Source organism: Pseudomonas sp. BIGb0558 (assembly GCF_024807515.1).
In the GTDB taxonomy this organism is placed as follows: Bacteria; Pseudomonadota; Gammaproteobacteria; order Pseudomonadales; family Pseudomonadaceae; genus Aquipseudomonas; species Aquipseudomonas yamanorum_A.
This window is the reverse complement of record NZ_JANUEW010000019.1, coordinates 1-20,835: the sequence shown is the minus strand read 5'-3', so window position 1 is coordinate 20,835 and position 20,835 is coordinate 1. Positions and strand designations below refer to the sequence as shown.

Sequence of the window (20,835 nt, the reverse complement as noted above, 5' to 3'; positions counted from 1 at the left end):
TTAGGTGCAGATTCAGGGTCATTACGAGCTTCAATTCGAAGCGGTGCGTGAAGCCTTTGCCGCGCTGTTCGACGACCCTCAGGAGCGCGGCGCCGCGCTGTGCATCCAGATCGGTGGCGAAACCGTCGTCGACCTGTGGGCCGGTACCGCCGACAAGGACGGTGCCGAGGCCTGGCACAGCGATACCATCGCCAACCTGTTCTCCTGCACCAAGACGTTCACTGCCGTCACGGCGCTGCAACTGGTAGCCGAAGGCAAGTTGCAGCTGGATGCGCCGGTCGCCCGATACTGGCCGGAGTTCGCTGCCGCCGGCAAAGAAGCCATCACCTTGCGCCATCTGCTCTGCCATCAGGCCGGGTTGCCTGCCCTGCGTGAAACGCTGCCCGCCGAAGCCCTGTACGACTGGCAGATGATGGTCGACGCCCTCGCGGCCGAAGCGCCGTGGTGGAAACTCGGGGAAGGCCATGGCTATGCGGCGATTACCTACGGCTGGCTGGTGGGCGAATTGCTCCGCCGTGCTGACGGTCGTGGGCCGGGCGAGTCCATCGTGGCCCGGGTTGCACGGCCGTTGGGCCTGGACTTTCATGTGGGCCTGGCCGACGAAGAGTTTTATCGAGTTGCCCATATAGCCCGGGGCAAGGGCAATGTAGGCGATGAAGCGGCACAACGTTTACTTCAAGTAACGATGCGCGAGCCGATGGCGATGACCACCCGTGCATTTACCAACCCACCGTCTATTCTGACCAGCACTAATAAACCCGAATGGCGGCGTATGCAGCAGCCAGCGGCAAATGGTCACGGTAATGCGCGAAGTCTCGCGGGTTTTTATAGTGGACTGCTCGACGGTAGTTTGCTGGAAGCCGATATGCTTGAAGAATTGACCCGCGAACACAGTATCGGCCCGGATAAAACCTTATTGACACAAACCCGCTTTGGCCTGGGCTGCATGTTGGATCAGCCGCAGGTGCCAAACGCTACGTTCGGCCTTGGCCCACGGGCCTTTGGGCATCCCGGGGCAGGGGGTTCGGTGGGTTTTGCCGACCCGGAACATGATGTAGCCTTTGGTTTTGTGACCAATACATTGGGGCCTTATGTACTTATGGACCCACGGGCGCAAAAGTTGGTAAGAATATTGGCCGGTTGTCTGTAAATAGCTTGCTGTTCGGCGTTTTTTTGTTACAAAGACACCTACAAAAAGACGCTAGGCGAAATGTTGTAACTTTAATGTTCCAGAAGCGTCTGTTTAACGGGTCATTCAGGCCCCTGATTTTTTCTCATTTTGTGGATATCTCATGTTATCGAACAAGTCCTTGGCACTGGCGCTATGCCTCACTATTACTGGCTGTGCACAAACCCCACAAAATGATGCCGAAGGTGGGCATTGGTGGTCATTTGGCTCCGATAAGGCTGCTACCAAGGACGCAGTGAGCCAAGCCGACACCAAACCGGATGCCAAACCGGCCGTGGCTGCCAAGGCGCCTGCGCCGGTAGCACCTGCCGCTGCGGCACCTGCGCCAGCACCGGCACCGGTTGCCAAGGCGGATACCGGCTCCAGCTGGTGGCCGTTCTCGTCGAAGGCCGACGATGCCAAGGCTGACCTGAAAGCCGACCTCAAGGCGGCAACGCCTGCGACCGGCGCACCGGCTGCCGCGCCAGCTGCTGCCCCTGCCGTTGCCAAGACAGATACCGATACCAAGTGGTGGTGGCCGTTCGAAAGCAAGCCAAAACCATTGGCCAAGGTCGACGTTGCCAATATCCCGATGCCTGATCCAAAGATCACCCAGGCCTGGCTGGACGATTACGAGCCGCGCCTGCGTACCGCAATCAAGGACAGCAACCTGCAACTGGAGCGTCGTGACAACGTATTGGTCGTGATTGCCCCGGTCGACGGCTCCTACAACCCGAAACGCCCGGCGATGTTGCTGCCGGTGACCCTGGGTCCATTCACCCGCGTTGCCAAGGCCGTTGAAGGCGATCCGAAAACCGCCGTACTGGTACTGGGCCACGTCGATACCTCGGGTGCCGAGCCGGTAAGCCAGGCCCTGACCAAGGAGCGTGCGCAGTCCATCGCCTCGATCTTCAGCCTCAGCGGCCTGAAGCAGGACCGCCTGATGCTGCGTGGCATGGGCGACCTGATGCCGCGTGCCGCCAACGACAGCACCCAGGGCCGTGCCCTGAACCGTCGCATGGAAATCATGTTCACCCAGCGCACCACCATGCTGGCCCTGCTGAGCAAGTACAACTCGGCCAACCCGCCGAAGGCTGAAATGGTTGCTGTGCAGGACGTTCCTGCTCCAGCGGCTGCTCCGGTCAAAAAAGCTGCCCCGGCGAAAAAACCGGTCGCCAAGAAAGCCGCCGCCAAACCGGCTGCCAAGAAGGCCCCGGCCAAGCCAGCCGCCAAGAAACCGGCCCCAGCCAAGGCCGCCGCTCCAGCCGCTTCGAACGACCAGGCAAAAAACTGATTATTTGAGCCAGAAGGATAAAGCCGCATGACCCAGGCACTGGCCGATATGCGCCGTGACTACACACGGGACGGTTTGAGCGAGGCCCAGGCCCCGGACGAACCGTTTGCCTTGTTCCACCAGTGGTTCAGTGACGCGGTGAAAACCGAGCAGCCACCGGTGGAGGCCAATGCCATGACCCTGGCAACGGTCGACCAGGACGGTCGCCCCCATTGCCGGATCCTGCTGCTCAAAGGGCTGGATACACAGGGCTTTACCTTCTTCACCAACTATCAGAGCGCCAAGGGCGAACAGCTCGCGACGCGCCCGTTTGCCGCCATGACCTTCTTCTGGCCGACCCTGGAACGTCAGGTACGCATCGAAGGTCGTGTGGTCAAGGTCACGCCCGAGGAGTCGGATGCTTACTTCCAGGTCCGTCCCCTGGGCAGCCGCCTGGGTGCCTGGGCTTCACCGCAAAGCCAGGTGATCCGGGACCGCGAAGAATTGCAGGACCTGCTCAAGGCCACCGAACAACGCTTCAGTGATACCCAACCGGACTGCCCCGAGCATTGGGGAGGTTATCGCCTGCTGCCGGAGCGCATCGAGTTCTGGCAAGGCCGCGCGAGTCGTTTGCACGACCGCTTGAACTACCGCTTGCAGGGTGCCGACTGGACCCGTGAGCGTCTGGCGCCCTGAGCCCACCTTTCGTCACCTCGCCTGAATGTAGCGCTGCACGCCGGAGTCTCTAGTCAGAGGCTTTGAAGGTGTAGCGCTGCGCCGCGTTTTGCAGCCATTCGCTACAATGATGAAACAGTCCACGAAGATGTTGATGACGGTGAGGTTTATACCGTTCGTCGAGTTTTTCGGTACAGGCAGACTGTACTAAGGCTGAATGAAACCAATTTTCTGCCCGGCATGGCGTGACAGGCAGCAAGCCGCAGCGGTTTAATGAATACCTGTCCTTTGGAGTTGATGCTATGCGTAAGTCTGTTTTACTGGTTGCCTGCTTTACCACCCTGTCGTTGCTGCTGGGTGGCTGCGCCTCGAGTCTGACCGGCGACTCGTACTCCCGTGACGAAGCACGTCGCGTGCAAACTGTACGCATGGGCACCATCGAATCCCTGCGTCCGGTGAAAATCGAAGGCACCAAGACCCCAATCGGCGGCGTGGCTGGCGCAGTGGTTGGCGGCGTTGGTGGCAGCGCTATCGGTGGTGGCCGTGGCAGCATCGTCACCGGCGTGATCGGTGCCGTCGCCGGTGGCCTGCTGGGTTCTGCTGCAGAAGAGGGCCTGACCCGCACCCAAGGCGTTGAAGTCACCGTTCGTGAAGACGACGGCAGCATGCGCGCCTACGTCCAGGCCGTTGACCCGAACGAAGTCTTCCGTATCGGCGACCGCGTTCGCATCATGACTGTGAACGGGACCAGCCGAGTTACTCGTTAAGAGTAAGGTCGCAGGAACAGAAAAACCCCAACCGGGTGACCGGTTGGGGTTTTTTGTTGGGTGGCGTATGGCGGCTCACGCATTGCAGGTGAGTTGAAAGTAACAAAGTGGGTCACCGAGGGCTCTGCCCACCAAGGCTTCAATAGCTGAAAGCTGAACCACCGTCAGATCGTAACCTTCCCATCCCTGTTGTTTTGTGGGCCATTGCATTATGGCTTCAAGCTCCTCTTCGCAGTCATGCGGCAGTTCGACTACGAACTCTTGCAAGTCAGTATTCTTATCAAATGCTTCCAACAAATACTTCATGGTTCGACTCTCCTTACTTTTTTCTTCTTTGTTTTTTTCTTGGAGGTGGGCTCTCCAGTAATGTGATCAAACTCACCCAGATGCCTGCCTCTGGCGTCATACACTTCGAGCGCGCCATGTTGGAGATCCCATTCAAGTATTAACCCCGCGGGCGTTTTCCACCTTTTTCTTAGTGCTCCCCCGCCTTTCACAGGAGTTTTGCGACCTGCGACTTTGGCGTCAGGGTACGCAGGAAGCAACGCTGGCGCCGAGTGGTAGTCATGGTCCCCTGGTCTAACGCTGACCACCACGTAGAGCGGCCGAACCCCCGAGTCCGCCGGAAACACCAGAATGAAATCCCTGTATTCCGGCGGGTATATCGGGTCAACGATGATGCTGGCGGCCTTCTCGGTCGGCGGATACACCCAGATTTGCGGTGCCTGCGGCGCAGCTTCCAAAGCAGGGATACCAAGTGTGCCAGCCGGATCGATGGCAGGCGTCCAGATCAGCTCAATCCCGTCGCCCAAGTCCGCGACCTGATGTGTGCCTCGCAGCCCAAACTGCACGACATCGACCATCTCCCACTCACGATTTTTCCCTGTGTAGAAGGCGTATCCCTTGAGGGTGCCGTTAGCTAATTGCTCGACGTGCAGGCGAACCCGTGTACGCGCTCGTGGCATTGAGCGCAGTTGACGGTCGCTGTAGAGCGCGCTGTCGCCCAAGCTGGAGGGCCAGATAAGTGCTGCAACCCCAAGCATCAGGCCAGCGGCGACTGTTCCAGCACCGGCTGCGACGCTTGATGCCCCGCCGATCGCGGAACCGCCCAGTGCCAATGTTCCGAGCCCGGCCGGGAGGGCGCTGCCGCTGATCTTCTTGAGTGGCAGCAGCCCCTCACTGTCGGTTTCACGGCCACCAAGCAGCACGTGTTCGCCATAGTCCCCTATGCGATCAAGCGGTATGTAACCGGACGGATTGTTGTAGTCGATGAGGGCGTCCGGCAGATTGCAGGACTTTGCGAATACGCAGCCGACCATGGGCAATTGCGTTGGCGGCGGCTCCACTTTACGCCAGGCCTCATAGGCTTCCTGGCGGGCAAGCATGGCTTCATATGCTCGCTGCCTGGCATCACGCTCAGCCAGCTCGCGCTCGTTCATGTTCTCGAGCCGTCGGTAGCCCCCCGTGCCGGTCCCGTAGCATCGCCAGACTTGGGGTATGTCCTTGTTGTTTGCCATCGTGCCCTCCTGGCGTGTTGCCTAACGACGTCCGACGGTGGAGTCGGGAGCACGACGTTATGGCAAGCAGCGGAGGGTGGCTGTAGGACGGTTCTGTGAGATGGCGCCGAATGGGCCGAGAGAAGGTTGGAGCCGGCAGTCCGGCTCCAAAAAGCGATTACGCCTGAACGAGCGCCTGCTTGCGACTGGCCATCGCCGTCACCGCATACCCAATCAACGCGGCCAATATCGAGCCGGTCAGGATGCCCATCCGGTCCATACCCGCGTATTCACTGCTGCCCGGTAAAAACGCCAGTGAGCCAACAAACAGGCTCATGGTGAAGCCGATACCGCACAGGATTGCCACGCCCAGCACTTGCCCCCAGTTGGCGCCGGCGGGCAGCGCGGCGAGGCCGGTTTTTACCATCACCCAGGTGAAGCCCAGCACGCCAACGGTCTTGCCCAGCAGCAGGCCGGCGGCGATGCCCATTGGCACGTGGTGGGTGAAGCTTTGGAGGTTGACGCCCGCCAGCGAGACGCCGGCATTCGCAAAGGCGAACAGCGGCAGGATCGCGTAGGCCACCCAAGGGTGCAGCGCGTGTTCCAGGGTGAGCAGCGGCGAAGGTTCGGCATTTTTGGTGCGCAACGGGATGCAGAACGCCAAGGTCACCCCGGCCAGCGTGGCGTGCACACCACTCTTGAGCACGCAGACCCACAGGATCAGCCCGACGATCATGTAAGGCCCCAGCTTGACGACACCGAGCCGGTTCATCGCAATCAAGGCGATCAGGCACGCTGCTGCACCAGCCAATGAGGCCCCGGACAGGTCGGCGGAGTAGAAGAGGGCAATGACGATGATCGCGCCAAGGTCGTCGATGATGGCCAGGGTCATCAGGAACAGCTTCAGCGACACCGGCACACGCTTGCCCAGCAAGGCCAATACGCCCAGGGCGAAGGCGATGTCGGTGGCCATGGGAATTGCCCAGCCGCCGAGGGCTGCCGGGTTGTCCTTGTTCAGCGCCCAGTAGATCAGCGCCGGCACCACCATGCCGCCGATGGCTGCCGCGCCGGGCAGTACCACTTGCGAGGGCTTGGACAGTTGGCCGTCGAGCAGCTCGCGTTTCACTTCAAGGCCGATCAGCAGGAAGAACAAGGCCATCAGGCCATCGTTGATCCATAGCAGCGCCGGCTTGGCGATTTTCAGCGCGCCAATTTGTGCGACCACCGGCACGTCGAGAAAACTCGCGTAAAGGTGCGACAACGGTGAGTTGTTGATGATCAGCGCCAAAGCGGCAGCAGCGATCAGGAGCAGACCGCTGGCGGCTTCCAGCTGGAAGAAACGGGTGAAAGTGCTACGCAGAGGCAAGGGATGCTCTCCAATCAAAGTTCAATAGGTGGGTACCCTAACCCGTACCGTTAGTTGTTAAAACAAAAGTTATATTCTTATTTGTTATAAGAGATTGGCCTGATGAGTCTCACGGCAAACCCCGGAAATTGTGTGTCCAATTGAGTCATGACTGTATCTGTGTGGAGTGTAGGAAACATCCTAAGATCAAGTCTGAAATCCTTTGAGAAACCGATCATGAGCGACAATCGCCAATGGGCCCGCGAAGCCATTCGCATTATTGAAGCGGACTTCCAGCGCAGCGCCGACACCCACCTGATTCCCTTGCCGTTGCCGGGTTTGCCGGGTATCGAGTTGTATTTCAAGGATGAGTCCAGTCATCCCACTGGCAGCCTGAAACACCGGTTGGCGCGTTCGTTGTTCCTTTATGCGTTGTGCAATGGCTGGCTCAAGCCCGGTGCGCCGGTGATCGAGGCATCCAGCGGATCCACGGCGATTTCCGAGGCGTACTTCGCCCGTCTGCTGGGCGTGCCGTTTATTGCGGTGATGCCGGCCACCACCTCCCAGGAGAAGATTGCGCAGATCGCGTTCTATGGTGGCAAGAGCCACCTGGTACAGGATCCGACGCAGATCTACGCCGAATCCGAACGCCTGGCGCAGGAAAGTGGCGGGCACTTCATGGACCAGTTCACCTACGCCGAGCGCGCCACCGACTGGCGGGCCAACAACAACATCGCCGAATCGATCTTTCAGCAGTTGCGCTTTGAACGTTACCCGGAGCCGAGCTGGCTGATTTCCAGCCCCGGCACGGGCGGCACCACGGCAACGCTGGGGCGTTATGTGCGTTATCGCCAGCACTGCACCCGGGTGTTGTGCGCGGACGCGGAGCGTTCGGTGTTTTTTGACTATTACCTGAGCGGCGACACCAGCCTGCGCCTGGAGTGTGGCTCGCGTATCGAGGGCATTGGCCGGCCTCGGGTTGAGGCGTCGTTCTTGCCCAAGGTGATTGATGCAATGGTCAAGGTGCCGGATGCGCTGTCCCTGGCCGCCATGCATTACCTGGCACAGCGCTTGGGGCGGCGAGTGGGCGGTTCCAGCGGCACCAACCTGATCGGTGCATTGATTGCGGCGCAGCAGATGAAGGCGGCGGGGGAGTCGGGCTCGATCGTGGCGATCTTGTGCGACGGGGGTGAGCGCTATGCCACGACTTATTACGATCAGGCCTGGCTGGCAGGGCAGGGGTATGAGCTGGAGGGTTTGATTGCGGCCGTTGCAGCCAGTGTCGAGCGGGGAGAAGTGCTGCCGGACAGCGTGTTGCGCGCCAATATCTGAAACACCCACTGTAGGAGCCGGCTTGCCGGCGATGGCGATCTTGAGGACGCCATCGCCGGCAAGCCGGCTCCTACAAGGTTTAAGTCAGGCCTGGATACCCAACATATCCCGCGCCAACGCCTCGGCAATCCGAATTCCGTCGACACCCGCCGACAAAATCCCACCGGCATAACCGGCACCTTCACCCGCCGGGAACAACCCCTTCACGTTCAGGCTCTGCATCGACTCGTTACGGGTAATCCGCAGCGGCGACGAGGTGCGGGTCTCGATCCCGGTCAGCACCGCATCGTGCAGCGAGTAGCCCTTGATCTGCTTCTCGAACGCCGGCAGCGCTTCGCGAATGGCTTCGATGGCAAAGTCCGGCAATGCCAGCGCCAGGTCGCCCAGGGCCACGCCGGGCTTGTAGGACGGCTCCACCGTACCGATGGCGGTGGACGGCTTGCCGGCAATGAAATCACCGACCAGTTGCGCCGGCGCTTCGTAGTTGCTGCCACCGAGGATGAACGCGTGGGATTCCAGGCGCTCCTGCAATTCGATGCCGGCCAGCGGGCCGCCCGGGTAATCCACTTCCGGGGTGATGCCCACCACGATCCCGGAGTTGGCGTTGCGCTCGTTACGCGAGTATTGGCTCATGCCGTTGGTCACTACGCGGTTCGGCTCGGACGTCGCTGCGACTACGGTGCCGCCCGGGCACATGCAGAAGCTGTACACCGAACGACCGTTCTTGGCGTGGTGCACCAGCTTGTAATCAGCCGCGCCGAGTTTCGGGTGGCCGGCATACTTGCCCAGGCGCGCGGCGTCGATCAGCGATTGCGGGTGTTCGATACGGAAGCCCACCGAGAACGGCTTGGCTTCCATGTATACGCCACGGTCGTGGAGCATGCGGAAGGTGTCACGGGCGCTGTGGCCGAGGGCCAGGATCACGTGTTTGGAGAGGATCTGTTCGCCGCCATCCACTACCACGCCGTTCAACTGGCCGTCTTCGATCAGCACGTCGGTGACCCGCTGCTCGAAACGCACTTCACCGCCCAGGGCGATGATCTGCTGGCGCATGTTTTCCACCACGCCGGTCAGGCGGAATGTACCGATGTGCGGCTTGCTGACATAGAGGATTTCGTCCGGCGCGCCGGCCTTGACGAACTCGTGCAGCACCTTGCGGCCGTGGAATTTCGGGTCCTTGATCTGGCTGTAGAGCTTGCCGTCGGAGAACGTGCCGGCGCCGCCTTCACCAAATTGCACGTTGGATTCCGGGTTCAGCACGTTTTTGCGCCACAGGCCCCAGGTGTCCTTGGTGCGCTGGCGCACTTCGCGGCCGCGTTCAAGGATGATCGGCTTGAAGCCCATCTGTGCCAGCAACAGCCCGGCGAAGATCCCGCACGGGCCAAAACCCACCACAATCGGCCGCTCGGTCAGGCCTTCCGGCGCATGCCCCACGACTTTGTAGCTGATGTCCGGTGCCGGGTTGACGTTGCGGTCGTCGGCGAACTTGAGCAGCAAGGCCGCCTCGCCTTTGGCTTGCAGGTCGATGGTGTAGATGAAGCACAGCTCCGACGACTTTTTGCGGGCGTCGTAGCTGCGTTTGAACAGGGTGAAATCGAGCAGGTCATCACTGGCGATGCCCAGGCGCTGCACGATGGCAGGCCGCAGGTCTTCTTCGGGATGGTCGATGGGCAGCTTGAGTTCGGTGATTCGTAACATGACAGAAATCCGGTAGGCGGCGGGCAAAGAGGCCGGCTGTTTTGCAAACCGGCGATTATAAGCCCCAACTGCGGTTTCCCGTCATGTTAAAACAGCGCAGCGGGCAATCAGTCGTCCCGCGAACCGCCGAACGACGCGCAACCGCGCTGCACCTGGCCATTGACCCGCAGCTCGGCAGACATGTGTTGCAGGCTGCCGCTGGCGCTGTCGACACAGCGCTGCGGGGCCACCCACAGTTCGATGTGCTGGTTATTGGCTTCGGTCATCAGGTTGAACCGTCCGTCGCCTGATTGCTCTTCCACATAAGGTACGGCCAATGGCGGCTGGCCTTCGCGTTCCAGCACCATGCCCTTGGCGGTGACGTTCATGGCCCAGGCCGGCTTGTGGCCGTTGGCCCGCAGGATCATGCGCTTGAAGTCGGGGTCATCGCAGGCCGAGGTCGAGCGCTCGACGCGATACACCTGTTGCAGGTCCACCTTGCCTTCAGTGCCGCTGGCGACGCCGGAGAACTTGCCGCGTATGTCGGCAAACAGCGCGCCCTGCTGGCCCGCGAGAGAGGCGGCCTCCTGCAGGATGCTGGTGCCGCCGGTGTCGTTGACCACGTAGTTGCGTTTGTCGTTGCAGGGCTGGAACAGCAGTTTGTCACCCTGAGCCGTCAGCTCACCCTGCATGCGGGTCAGCCCGGCGAGAGAGGGCTTGGCCGGCTCGCTGTCGAACATCTGGCAGGCGGAGAACAAGGGCAACAGGGCAAATAAAACTAGGGTACGGGCGGCACGCATTATCGGGTCTCCTGATAAGTGCCGCCACGTTACGCAGGCTGGCGGTGCATCACAAGCCCGGGACACAGGTTGAATCAACCAACGATAAACGTCTGCCCGGTCTGTAGGCCTTCCACGCTTTTAGCGTAGGCCAGCGCCACTTCTGCACCCGGAGCGGGTTTGTACCCACGGAAGTACGGTGCATAGCTGCCCATGGCTTCCAGCAGCACCGTAGGGCTGACCGAGTTGATGCGCAGGCCGCGCGGCAGCTCAATGGCCGCAGCTTTTACGAAGGCATCCAGCGCGCCGTTGACCAGGGCTGCCGAGGCGCCGGTGCGAATCGGGTCGCGGTTGAGAATGCCGCTGGTGAAGGTGAACGACGCGCCGTCGTTGGCGAACTCACGGCCAATCAACAGCAGGTTCACCTGGCCCATCAGTTTGTCTTGCAGGCCCAGGTCAAAGTCGGTCTCGCTCATCTCGCCCAAGGGCACGAAGTTGACGCTGCCGGCGGCGCAGACCAGCGCGTCGAAGTTGCCGGTTTGCTCGAACAGTTTGCGGATCGAGGCGCTGTCGCTGATATCGACCTGAAAGTCGCCGCTTTTGCGACCGATGCTGATCACTTCATGACGTTGGGACAGTTCTGCCTTGACCGCCGAGCCCACGGTGCCGCTTGCGCCAATCAACAGGATTTTCATCGTGCCTTCCTCCAGATGTGTAGGTGAGATTTCAGTCTAGAGTGATTTTTCCTGAGGATAAGTGCACTAATAGGCAACCTTTGGTTTTCAAATGGAAACAATCCATGAGCGAAATGGATGACCTGGCGGCGTTTGCGGTGTTGATCGAAGCCGGCAGCTTTACCTTGGCGGCCCAGCAATTGGGCTGCAGCAAGGGGCAACTGTCCAAGCGCATCAGCCAGTTGGAGGCACAGTTTTCGGTGGTGTTGCTGCATCGAACCACCCGCCGTTTGAGTCTCACGGCGGCGGGCGCGGCGCTGTTGCCACAGGCTCAGGCGCTGGTGGTCCAGGTGGAGCGGGCGCGTCAGGCATTGGCCAGGCTCAAGGACGACCTGGTCGGCCCGGTGCGTATGACGGTTCCGGTTTCCCTTGGGGAAACCTTCTTCGACGGTCTGTTGCTGGAGTTTTCCCGGGAGTACCCGCAGGTGCAGATCGAGCTGGAACTCAACAACCAGTATCGAGACCTGGCACGGGACGGCTTCGACCTGGCGGTGCGCTCGGAAGTCGCCAATGACGAGCGATTGGTGGCCAAGCCGTTGCTGGCCTGGCATGAGATGACCTGCGCCAGCCCGGCGTACCTGGAGCAGCACGGCGAGCCGCTGACACCGGCTGAGCTGGTGGGCCACAACTGTTTACTGAACAGCCACTACAGCGGTCGTGAAGAGTGGCTGTACCACCAGCAACATGAGCTGTTGCGGGTTCGCGTTTCCGGGACCTTTGCCTCCAATCATTACAACTTGTTGAAGAAGGCTGCGCTGGTGGGGGCGGGCATCGCACGTTTGCCATCCTACGTGCTGCACGCGGAATTGGCTGACGGTCGCCTGCGCTGGCTCCTGCGGGATTATCAGACCCGCAGCATGCCGATGTACCTGGTCCATCCGTACCAGGGCGGGCTGCCACGGCGCACCCAGGTATTGGCGGATTATCTGGTGGGCTGGTTCAAGCGCAGCGGCGAAGCCCTGGATCGCCTTTAGCGGTAGCGCCGGGCGATCAGGTGATCAAGGGCGAGGCTGCCCGGCCCCTTGGCCATCAACAGCAACAGCAGCGCGATCCAGGTGCCGTGGGTCGGGTAGGCTTCCGGGTAGACGAACAGTTGGATGGTCAACGTCATGCCCAGCAACGCCAGTGCCGAGAAGCGCGTGGCAAACCCCACCAGGATCAGCACCGGGAAAAAGTGCTCGGCGAATGCGGCCATGTGCGCCGCCACTTCGGGCGACAGCAGCGGCACGTGGTACTCGCTGCGAAACAGCGGCAGTGTAGACGGCGCCAAGTGCGGCCAGCCCAGTTGGAAGGTGCCACCGATCAGGTCCACGGCGAAGCCTTCAACCTTGGTCTGGCCGGATTTCCAGAACACCGCTGCAATGGAGAAGCGTGCGACGAAGGCGATCAGGCTGTAGGGGATTTTCTCGAAGAGCTGAATGATCCGTTGGATCAGGCCGGGGGCGGTGGTGTTCATGGCGATACCTTTTGTTCTGTGTGCAAGTGGGTGATGGCGCCATGGCCGATCAGCAGGGCCAGGTATGAGTGCAGGTCAAATTCGGCGGCGGCATCGAGGGCGTAGGCCATGGCCATCCCCAGCGGCCAGCCGTTGTTCAGGCTGTTGATAAACGCTGCCGAGCCGCTGTCGATGCGAAATACCTGAACGTCCAGGCCGTTGCGCAGCACCAGCGCGCTTTGGGCGTGGAAGGGGTCGAGGGTGGAGAGGGATTCGTCTGTCTGGTGTGCGGCCCATAAAGCTACGACGGCATAGGCCGAGTTCAGGGTGGCCAATGACGGATGCAGTTGCAGGCGCAGATCGCTCAGGTCCGACTGCTGTTGCAGGGTGGCGATGACTTCCTGCTGATCCAGTGGCGTAGCGTCTGCCGCGTGATAGGCCCTGACCCGCAGCCGCTCCAGGCGAGCCACGTCAGCCAGGTACGGCACGCTGGCGGCGGGGGCGAAGCCCTGGATGAAGTCGGCCAGGTCGCCGCCGTACTCATTGATCAGCGGGCTTGTGGGCGGGAACTCCTGGACATACACGCCGGCCATCGCGCGAAAAAACTCATCGCCCACCAACTGCAGGGTCACCGGGTAGCCGGCGGCCAGGGCGTTGATCAGGGAGCTGTGAACATTGTTGCGATACACCGCAAAACGGCTGGCCGGGTCGGCGCCGTTGCGGCTGAACACACCTGGCGGGCACGTTTCGTCTGCCGACAACAGGGCGCTGGCAAATGCCTCCTGGCGGCTCATGTGCGCGCCTCCAGCAGAAACCGCTCGGCCTGGCGCGCTTCGGCGTGCAGCACGCTGAAGGCCGGCACCTGGTTGTCGCGCTCGATCAGCGTGGCCACCGGCCCGGTGCGTGTGAGCACGTGCTGATACAGCTGCCATACCGCGTTGTCGATCGGCGCGCCGTGATCATCAATCAGCAGCCGGTCACCGAGGCTGTCGGTGTCTTCGGCAAAACCTGCCAGATGAATCTCGCCCACGGCGTGCAGCGGCAAGGCATCGATGTATTTCAGCGGGTCTTGCTGATGGTTGATGCACGACACATACACATTGTTCACGTCCAGCAGCAGCCCGCAGCCGGTGCGGCGGATCACTTCACTGATGAAGTCGGTCTCTTCCAGGGTGGAGCTCTGGAACTGCAGGTAGGTCGACGGATTCTCCAGCAGCATTGGCCGCTGCAGACGGGTTTGCACCTGGTCGATGTGCTCGCACACCCGCTTCAGGGTTTCATCGTCATACGCCAGGGGCAGCAAATCATTGAGAAACACCGGGCCGTGGCTGGACCAGGCCAGGTGTTCGGAAAAGGAGTGGGGTTGATAGCGTTCGATCAGCGTCGCAAGGCGCGTCAGGTGCTCGCTGTTCAGCGGACCTTCGCCGCCGATGGACAGGCCCACGCCGTGCAGCGACAGCGGGTACTGCTCGCGGATCAATCCCAGGTAATGATGGAAAGGCCCGCCGGCCACCATGTAGTTTTCGGCGTGGACTTCAAAAAAACCGATGTCGGGGGAAGTCTCGAGCACTTCACTGAAGTGCTCGTTCTTGAGTCCCAGCCCGGCCCGACGTGGGAGGCCGGGCGCCTGAGCCTGGGAGATGGAGGGGGTGCGTGAGAGCGTCATCGTCAGTACTCAGGCTGCGCAGGGTTTCAGGACTTGGCGGTGAAGGCCGCTTCCTGGCCGAAACCGGTTGGCGAGGTGGCGCTTGGGGTTTTCAGGCAGGTACCGGCCGGGACCAGTTTCCAGGCGTTGGCCTGATCCTTGACTTTCGAGGTGCCGGCGCAAGTGGTGCCAGCGCCTGCAGCGCAATCGTTCTTGCCGGCTTCGGCGACACCGAAGCATTTCTGCATGTCATCGGCGGCGTGGGCGGTGGTGGTCAGGGCGGACAGGCTCAGGGCCGAACCCAGGGCCAGGACGAGGGTAGCGGCGGACAGCGAGCGGGTTTTGGTAGTCATGGTGTATCTCCAGCAGTGGGTTGAGTTGGCAAGCATGTTCGCCTGCTTACACCACTAGAGAAAGGGGGAAGGGATTCGTTACAAACCTGGGGAAAATAATTTCTGGTTTCGCAAAACAAGTGTGGGAGCTGGCTTGCCTGCGATGCTGACGCCTCGGTGTTTCAGGTACACCGAGGCGTCAGCATCGCAGGCAAGCCAGCTCCTACAGAGTCGGCATCAACCGCCCAGGTAAGCCTCACGCACTTTCGGATCGGTCAGCAACTGTTCGCCGCTGCCCTGCATCACCACCCGACCGTTTTCCAGCACATAGGCGCGGTCGGCGATCTTCAGTGCCTGGTTGGCGTTCTGTTCCACCAGGAACACCGTTACACCGTCCTTGCGCAGTTGTTCGATGATGTCGAAGATCTGCTGGATGATGATCGGTGCCAGGCCCAGGGACGGCTCGTCCAGCAGCAGCAGCTTGGGCTTGCTCATCAGCGCGCGGCCGATGGCGAGCATTTGCTGTTCGCCGCCGGACATGGTCCCGCCGCGCTGGCTGAAGCGTTCCTTGAGCCGCGGGAACAGGTGCAACACCTTGTCCATCTGCTCCTGGTAATCGCCCTTGTCGGTAAAGAATCCGCCCATGGCGAGGTTCTCTTCCACGGTCAGGCGGGCAAACACCCGACGGCCTTCCGGAACCACGGCAATGCTCTTGCGCATGATCTCGGAGGAGGCCTGGCCCACCAGTTCCTCACCCATGTAGCGGATGCTGCCGCTGTGAGCCTGGGGCGAACCGCACAGGGTCATCAGCAGCGTGGACTTGCCGGCACCGTTGGCGCCAATCAGGGTCACGATTTCGCCCTGGCGCACTTCGACGTTGACGCTGTGCAGCGCCTGGATCTTGCCGTAGAAAGTGGAAACGTTTTCGAATTGCAGCATTTTACGCTTCCCCCAAATAGGCTTTGATCACTTCCGGGTTGTCGCGGATCTGTTCCGGCGTACCGTCGGCCAGTGGCGTGCCCTGGTTGATCACGACGATATGGTCGGAAATGCTCATGACCAGTTTCATGTCGTGTTCGATCAACAGCACCGTGGCGTTGTTTTCCTCACGCAGCACGCCGATCAGCGCCTTGAGGTCTTCGGTTTCCTTGGGGTTCAGGCCGGCGGCCGGTTCGTCGAGCATGAGGATCCGCGGGCGGGTCATCATGCAGCGGGCGATTTCCAGGCGACGTTGCTGACCGTAGGCCAGGGTACCGGCAGGGCGGTTGGCAAACTCGGTGAGGTTGACCTTGTCCAGCCAGTACTCGGCGTATTCCATGGCCTCGCGCTCGCTCTTGCGGAACGACGGGGTCTTGAACAGGCCGGCAAAGAAGTTGGTGTTCAGGTGACGATGCTGGGCGATCAACAGGTTCTCGACCGCCGTCATATCCTTGAACAGCCGCACGTTCTGGAAGGTGCGCACCACGCCCTTGCGGGCGATCTCGTGGCCGGCCAGCCCCTGGATCGGCTGGCCGTCCAGCAGGATGGTGCCGCCAGCCGGCTTGTAGAAGCCGGTCAGGCAGTTGAACACGGTGGTCTTGCCGGCGCCGTTGGGGCCGATCAGCGCTACTACCTGTTTCTCTTTGACGGTCAGGGCTACGCCGTTGACCGCCAGCAAGCCGCCGAAGCGCATGCTCAAGTTTTCGACTTTCAGGATCTCGCGGCTCATTTGCGCAGCTCCATGTGTGGACGTTGCATGGGCAGCAGGCCTTGAGGACGCCAGATCATCATCAGCACCATCATGGCGCCGAACATCAACATGCGGTATTCGCTGAACTCACGCATCATTTCCGGCAGCAGGATCATCACGATCGCCGCGAGAATCACGCCCAGTTGCGAGCCCATGCCACCCAGTACCACGATGGCGAGGATGATCGCCGACTCGATGAAGGTGAACGACTCCGGGGTCACCAGACCTTGGCGCGCGGCGAAGAAGCTGCCTGCGAAACCGGCGAAGGTTGCCCCGAGGGTGAAGGCCGAAAGCTTGATGACGGTCGGGTTCATGCCCAGCGCACGGCAGGCGATTTCATCTTCACGCAGCGCTTCCCACGCACGGCCGATCGGCATGCGCAGCAGGCGGTTGATCACGAACAGCGCCGCCAGTGCCAGCAACAGGGCCACCAGGTACAGGAACACCACTTTGCTCACCGGGTTGTAGTCGATCCCGAAGTACTCGTGGAACGTCTGCATGCCTTCGGCTGCGGTGCGGTCGAACGACAGCCCGAAGAACGTTGGCTTGGGAATGCTGCTGATGCCGTTGGGGCCGCCGGTGATATCGGTGAGGTTACGCAGGAACAGACGGATGATTTCACCGAAGCCCAGGGTCACGATCGCCAGATAGTCACCGCGCAAGCGCAGCACCGGGAAGCCCAGCAGGAAGCCGAACGTGGCCGCCGCCATACCTGCCAGCGGGAGGCAGATCCAGAAGCCCCAGCCCAGGTAATGCGAGAGCAGCGCGTAGGTGTAGGCACCCACCGCGTAGAAACCCACATAACCCAGGTCGAGCAGGCCCGCCAGACCCACCACGATGTTCAGGCCCAGGCCCAGCAACACGTAGATCAGGATCAGCGTCGCGATATCCACCGCGCCACGGGAACCGAAGAATGGCCAGATCAACGCCGCCACGATGAGGGCGATGATGATGTAGCGCTGGGTGCGCGGCAGGGTCAGGAACTGGCTGACCTTGGGCGATACCAGCGGGCCACGGTTGGACTTGAGGAGGGCACCGACCTGCTGGGTAAACAGCACCCGCAGGAACATCAGCACCGAGCACAGCGCAATGATGGTCAGGGTTACGGGACCTGTGCCATGCACTTCAAGGTTGATCCCGACAATGCTCAGCTTGAGGCCGAGTACCGGGAAGGCCACGGCCCACACCAGCAAGGCGCTGAAAAACGCCGATTTAAGATATCTGCTCATACTTTCTCAACCTCCGGACGGCCCAGAATGCCGGTCGGCCGGAACAACAGCACCAGAACCAATAGACCGAATGCCACCACGTCCTTGTACTGGTCACCGAACACATCGGCGCCAAAGGCTTCAGCCACGCCCAGCACCAGCCCGCCGAGCATCGCGCCCGGAATGCTGCCGATGCCGCCCAATACCGCCGCGGTGAAGGCCTTGAGGCCCACCAGGAAACCGGCGTTGGGGTTGATCACGCCGTACTGCATGCTCAGCAACACGGCAGCGACTGCGGCCAGTGCGGCACCGATGACGAAGGTCAGGGCAATGATGTTGTTGGTGTTGATGCCCAACAGGTTGGCCATCTTGATGTCTTCGGCGCAGGCCCGGCAGGCGCGCCCCAGACGGGAGCGGGAGATGAACAGGGTCAGGCCGAGCATCGCCACCAGGGTGACGACGAAAACCAGGACCTGCATATACGAAATCAGCACTTCTTGTGCGCCGCCTGGGCCGAAGGAGAAGCTCCCCGGGATCAGGTTGGGAATGGATTTGTCCTTGGAATCCTGGGACAGCAATACGGTGTTCTGCAGGAAGATCGACATGCCGATCGCGGAGATCAGCGGGATCAAGCGGTTGCTGCCACGCAAGGGGCGGTACGCAACGCGTTCGATACTGTAGCCATAGGCACTGGTTACGACGATGGACGCCAGGAACGCAGCGGTCATCAACAGCGGCAGGGAGTGGATACCCAGCATGGCCAGCCCGGCAAGGGCGATGAAGGCCACGTAGGAACCAATCATGTATACCTCGCCATGGGCGAAGTTAATCATTCCAATGATGCCGTAAACCATTGTGTAGCCAATGGCTATCAAGGCATAGGTGCTGCCAACGGTCATGCCGTTAACCAGCGTTTGGAAAAAATGATAGATCTCAGGCATTACAGCGCTCCTAAAAACCCGATACGCATTTCACTGGTGGAGTCAATTTCCGGCTCGGTGCCCTGTTCTGTGATCAGGTTGCACAAAGCGTTTGCCAGCGAACCGCTGGTGACGGTTTTAAGATTTTCAGGTGAGCCAGCTCCCGGATCGCGGGTGACAGGCCCATAAACCTCGTAAAACAAAGCCCACTGCTTGCACAGTGGGCTTGTTGACCAGTAACGCCTGGCTTACTGAGGGGAAACTTCGGTTTTTGGTTTGCCGAAGTGCCATTCGTAGACCACGAACTTGAAGTCCTTCAGGTCGCCCTTGGCGTCGAAGCTCAGGTCGCCGGTTGGGGTCTTGAAGGTGCCTGCGTGGATGGCAGCAGCCACTTTGGCGGTGTCTTCGCTTTTCGCGGCGGTGATACCACCGGCGATCACTTCAACAGCCGAGTAGGCCGGGAACACGAACGGACCGGTTGGGTCCTGCTTGTTCTTGGTGAACTCTTCAACGATTGCCTTGTTGGCAGGATCGGTGTCGAAAGACTTCGGCAGGGTAACCAGCAGGCCTTCGGAAGCGCCCTGGGCGATTTGCGAGATGGAGTCGTTGCCGACGCCTTCCGGGCCCATGAACTTGGCGTTCACGCCTTTTTCCTTGGCTTGGCGCAGGATCAGGCCCAGCTCAGGGTGGTAGCCGCCGTAGTAGACGAAGTCGACGTTGGCTTGCTTGAGCTTCTGGATCAGCGAGCCGAAGTCTTTGTCGCCAGCGTTGATGCCTTCGAAGAGGGCAACTTTCACGCCTTTCTTCTCGAGGGTCTGTTTAACCGCGGTGGCGATGCCTTCACCGTATTGCTGTTTGTCGTGAATAACAGCTACGACTTTCGGCTTCACGTGGTCGGCGATGTAGTTGCCGGCGGCCGGGCCTTGAGCGCTGTCCAGGCCGATGGTACGGAAGATCAGCTTGTAGCCACGGGAAGTGATTTCCGGGCTGGTGGCGGCCGGGGTGATCATGATCACGCCTTCGTCTTCGTAAATGTCGGACGCTGGCTGAGTGGAGCTGGAGCAGAGGTGACCGACTACAAACTTGACGCCGTCGTTGACCACTTTGTTGGCTACGGCTACGGCTTGTTTTGGATCGCAAGCGTCGTCGTATTCTTTGGCTTCAAGCATTTTGCCATCGACGCCGCCTTTGGCGTTGATGTCGGCGATAGCCTGCTTGGCGCCCATGAACTGCATGTCGCCGTACTGGGTCACAGGGCCGGTTTTAGGGCCGGCAATACCGATCTTGATGGTGTCAGCTGCGAACGAATGGCTGGCAACCCCGGCCAGGACCATAGCGGCAAACAGTTTGGAAATCTGCTTAGTAGCCTTATTCATAGTGCTCCACTCTTACTGTTGTATTTTTTATAGTTCTAGCGGCCTTGTGAGCTGCAGAACCGGATCAGATATCTCGGATATCCCCCGGCAGCGGCCTGGCAACTGTACCGGTACAGTGTAGAGCGCCGGTTGATCGCTTGAAAAGCTGGCTGCTGGGGGCAAAACCCGGGTATGTCGCTTAAATGAAAGAAAAAGACAGAATTGCGGCGGGGTGATGCCAGAGTATCGGGCAATCCTTGGCTTTCCTGACACTTTCGTTCGGTGCCTCATTTGCAACTGGGTTTTTCTGCCTGCCGCTCGACGTTATGATTGCGCCGATTTTTCTTCAGGTGAACTCCCATGACGCAAGAACCTAGCACCCTCTATGCCAAGCTGCTTGGTGAAACCGCCGAAATTTCCTGGAAGGAGCTTGAGCCGTTCTTTGCCAAGGGTGCCCTATTGTGGGTCGACGCCGGGCTGGATTTGATCGAGGCCGCCGAGGGTATGGCTGAGGACAACCGTGAGAAAGTCGCTGCCTGGCTGGCTGCGGGGAGTCTTGGCGAAGTGTCTGCGACGCGGGCATTGGACCTGGTTGAGCGGGATCCGAGCTTGTGGGCGGTGGTGGTTTCGCCGTGGATTCTGATCCAGGAAAGGGCGGCGTAGGAAATGCCTGCGCGAAAATGGTGCGGTATTTTTCTGAGTTTAAGTGTGTAGCGGGGTAACTGCATTTGCGGTGATGGCACGTTGCCGTAGAGAAAGGTCACAGGCGGGGGTTACGTGCGCGTCATGGGAACAGTTTTGTTCGCGCCGGAATGCGGTGGGAATTGTTTCTTGGTGTGTGTGTACATATCCGTTAGTTAGGTAACGGCTGCTTATGGTTTCGCTCTTACAGCGACTCACTTTGGAAAAGCCCCAAAGTAAGCAAAGGGCTCTGCCCCGCCTGTCGGCACCTCGCTTAGGCTCGG

23 protein-coding genes are annotated in these 20,835 nt (G+C 60.4%); 7 read left to right on the top strand and 16 right to left on the bottom strand.

What is annotated here, in order from left to right; genetic code table 11:
- Positions 1-4: 4 nt before the first annotated feature.
- The 4 genes from M2400_RS21080 (at position 5) to M2400_RS21065 (ending at position 3,883) form a co-directional block, all read left to right on the top strand.
- A complete protein-coding gene (locus M2400_RS21080; RefSeq protein WP_177115741.1) occupies positions 5-1,150 on the top strand; it encodes a serine hydrolase domain-containing protein in 1,146 nt (381 codons plus the stop codon).
- 142 nt (positions 1,151-1,292) lie between these two features.
- The gene (locus M2400_RS21075) at positions 1,293-2,462 is read left to right on the top strand and encodes an OmpA family protein (protein WP_259199118.1); all 1,170 of its coding nucleotides are present in this window, start codon (positions 1,293-1,295) and stop codon (positions 2,460-2,462) included.
- 27 nt (positions 2,463-2,489) lie between these two features.
- Positions 2,490-3,137: a pyridoxamine 5'-phosphate oxidase gene (pdxH, locus tag M2400_RS21070; protein WP_177047294.1), complete on the top strand. Its 648-nt coding sequence runs from the start codon at positions 2,490-2,492 to the stop codon at positions 3,135-3,137.
- A gap of 281 nt (positions 3,138-3,418) precedes the next feature.
- Complete coding sequence (locus tag M2400_RS21065) at positions 3,419-3,883, top strand: glycine zipper 2TM domain-containing protein (protein ID WP_010176704.1); 465 nt, start codon at positions 3,419-3,421, stop codon at positions 3,881-3,883.
- A 75-nt stretch (positions 3,884-3,958) separates the two neighbouring features.
- Here the strand turns inward: M2400_RS21065 and M2400_RS21060 are convergent, their stop codons facing one another.
- The 3 genes from M2400_RS21060 to nhaA all read right to left on the bottom strand — a co-directional run bounded on the left by M2400_RS21060 (position 3,959) and on the right by nhaA (position 6,745).
- Complete coding sequence (locus tag M2400_RS21060) at positions 3,959-4,189, bottom strand: hypothetical protein (protein ID WP_259199113.1); 231 nt, start codon at positions 4,187-4,189, stop codon at positions 3,959-3,961.
- Positions 4,186-5,400, bottom strand: a complete 1,215-nt coding sequence (locus M2400_RS21055) for an S-type pyocin domain-containing protein (RefSeq protein WP_259199111.1) — start codon at positions 5,398-5,400, stop codon at positions 4,186-4,188. The genes M2400_RS21060 and M2400_RS21055 overlap by 4 nt, the downstream gene beginning before the upstream one ends.
- A 157-nt stretch (positions 5,401-5,557) precedes the next feature.
- A complete protein-coding gene (nhaA, locus tag M2400_RS21050) occupies positions 5,558-6,745 on the bottom strand; it encodes a Na+/H+ antiporter NhaA (protein ID WP_259199105.1) in 1,188 nt (395 codons plus the stop codon).
- 213 nt (positions 6,746-6,958) lie between these two features.
- Here nhaA and M2400_RS21045 point away from each other — a divergent pair, with 213 nt between their 5' ends.
- On the top strand, positions 6,959-8,056 hold the full coding sequence (locus tag M2400_RS21045; RefSeq protein ID WP_177047311.1) for a PLP-dependent cysteine synthase family protein: 1,098 nt from the start codon (positions 6,959-6,961) through the stop codon (positions 8,054-8,056).
- 84 nt (positions 8,057-8,140) lie between these two features.
- On the opposite strand, the gene M2400_RS21040 is transcribed toward M2400_RS21045, so the two are convergent.
- The 3 genes from M2400_RS21040 to M2400_RS21030 form a co-directional block, all read right to left on the bottom strand.
- Positions 8,141-9,754 (bottom strand): NAD(P)/FAD-dependent oxidoreductase, encoded by a 1,614-nt coding sequence (locus tag M2400_RS21040; RefSeq protein ID WP_259201339.1) that lies wholly within the window; start codon positions 9,752-9,754, stop codon positions 8,141-8,143.
- A 107-nt stretch (positions 9,755-9,861) separates the two neighbouring features.
- Positions 9,862-10,533: a COG3650 family protein gene (locus M2400_RS21035; RefSeq protein ID WP_177047301.1), complete on the bottom strand. Its 672-nt coding sequence runs from the start codon at positions 10,531-10,533 to the stop codon at positions 9,862-9,864.
- Between the two features lie 74 nt (positions 10,534-10,607).
- Positions 10,608-11,207, bottom strand: coding sequence for a short chain dehydrogenase (locus tag M2400_RS21030; protein WP_259201338.1), 600 nt, complete (start codon positions 11,205-11,207; stop codon positions 10,608-10,610).
- 104 nt (positions 11,208-11,311) lie between these two features.
- Between M2400_RS21030 and M2400_RS21025 the strand changes: the two genes are divergently transcribed.
- Positions 11,312-12,220 (top strand): LysR family transcriptional regulator, encoded by a 909-nt coding sequence (locus M2400_RS21025; protein ID WP_003211675.1) that lies wholly within the window; start codon positions 11,312-11,314, stop codon positions 12,218-12,220.
- On the opposite strand, the gene M2400_RS21020 is transcribed toward M2400_RS21025, so the two are convergent.
- The 10 genes from M2400_RS21020 to M2400_RS20975 form a co-directional block, all read right to left on the bottom strand.
- On the bottom strand, positions 12,217-12,702 hold the full coding sequence (locus M2400_RS21020; RefSeq protein WP_259201337.1) for a DoxX family protein: 486 nt from the start codon (positions 12,700-12,702) through the stop codon (positions 12,217-12,219). The two genes, M2400_RS21025 and M2400_RS21020, sit on opposite strands and share 4 nt — an antisense overlap.
- On the bottom strand, positions 12,699-13,475 hold the full coding sequence (locus tag M2400_RS21015) for a DUF2063 domain-containing protein (protein ID WP_259201336.1): 777 nt from the start codon (positions 13,473-13,475) through the stop codon (positions 12,699-12,701). The genes M2400_RS21020 and M2400_RS21015 overlap by 4 nt, the downstream gene beginning before the upstream one ends.
- Positions 13,472-14,347 carry a DUF692 domain-containing protein gene (locus M2400_RS21010; RefSeq protein ID WP_259201335.1) on the bottom strand — a complete coding sequence of 292 codons (876 nt, stop codon included), beginning with the start codon at positions 14,345-14,347 and terminating at the stop codon, positions 13,472-13,474. The genes M2400_RS21015 and M2400_RS21010 overlap by 4 nt, the downstream gene beginning before the upstream one ends.
- A gap of 26 nt (positions 14,348-14,373) precedes the next feature.
- Entirely contained in the window at positions 14,374-14,679 is a 306-nt protein-coding gene (locus tag M2400_RS21005) for a DUF2282 domain-containing protein (RefSeq protein ID WP_010176692.1), read from the bottom strand.
- Between the two features lie 216 nt (positions 14,680-14,895).
- Entirely contained in the window at positions 14,896-15,597 is a 702-nt protein-coding gene (locus tag M2400_RS21000) for an ABC transporter ATP-binding protein (RefSeq protein WP_003211664.1), read from the bottom strand.
- 1 nt (position 15,598) lies between these two features.
- On the bottom strand, positions 15,599-16,366 hold the full coding sequence (gene livG, locus M2400_RS20995; RefSeq protein WP_177079678.1) for a high-affinity branched-chain amino acid ABC transporter ATP-binding protein LivG: 768 nt from the start codon (positions 16,364-16,366) through the stop codon (positions 15,599-15,601).
- On the bottom strand, positions 16,363-17,616 hold the full coding sequence (locus M2400_RS20990) for a high-affinity branched-chain amino acid ABC transporter permease LivM (RefSeq protein ID WP_177079679.1): 1,254 nt from the start codon (positions 17,614-17,616) through the stop codon (positions 16,363-16,365). Before M2400_RS20990 ends, livG begins: the two co-directional genes overlap by 4 nt.
- Positions 17,613-18,536: a high-affinity branched-chain amino acid ABC transporter permease LivH gene (gene livH, locus M2400_RS20985; RefSeq protein ID WP_017479358.1), complete on the bottom strand. Its 924-nt coding sequence runs from the start codon at positions 18,534-18,536 to the stop codon at positions 17,613-17,615. The genes M2400_RS20990 and livH overlap by 4 nt, the downstream gene beginning before the upstream one ends.
- The gene (locus tag M2400_RS20980) at positions 18,536-18,718 is read right to left on the bottom strand and encodes a hypothetical protein (protein ID WP_003211657.1); all 183 of its coding nucleotides are present in this window, start codon (positions 18,716-18,718) and stop codon (positions 18,536-18,538) included. The genes livH and M2400_RS20980 overlap by 1 nt, the downstream gene beginning before the upstream one ends.
- Before the next feature lie 45 nt (positions 18,719-18,763).
- A complete protein-coding gene (locus tag M2400_RS20975; RefSeq protein WP_177079680.1) occupies positions 18,764-19,891 on the bottom strand; it encodes a branched-chain amino acid ABC transporter substrate-binding protein in 1,128 nt (375 codons plus the stop codon).
- A gap of 339 nt (positions 19,892-20,230) precedes the next feature.
- On the opposite strand from M2400_RS20975, the gene M2400_RS20970 reads away from it, so the two are divergent.
- On the top strand, positions 20,231-20,533 hold the full coding sequence (locus M2400_RS20970) for a DUF2288 domain-containing protein (RefSeq protein ID WP_017479356.1): 303 nt from the start codon (positions 20,231-20,233) through the stop codon (positions 20,531-20,533).
- Positions 20,534-20,835: the final 302 nt, after the last annotated feature.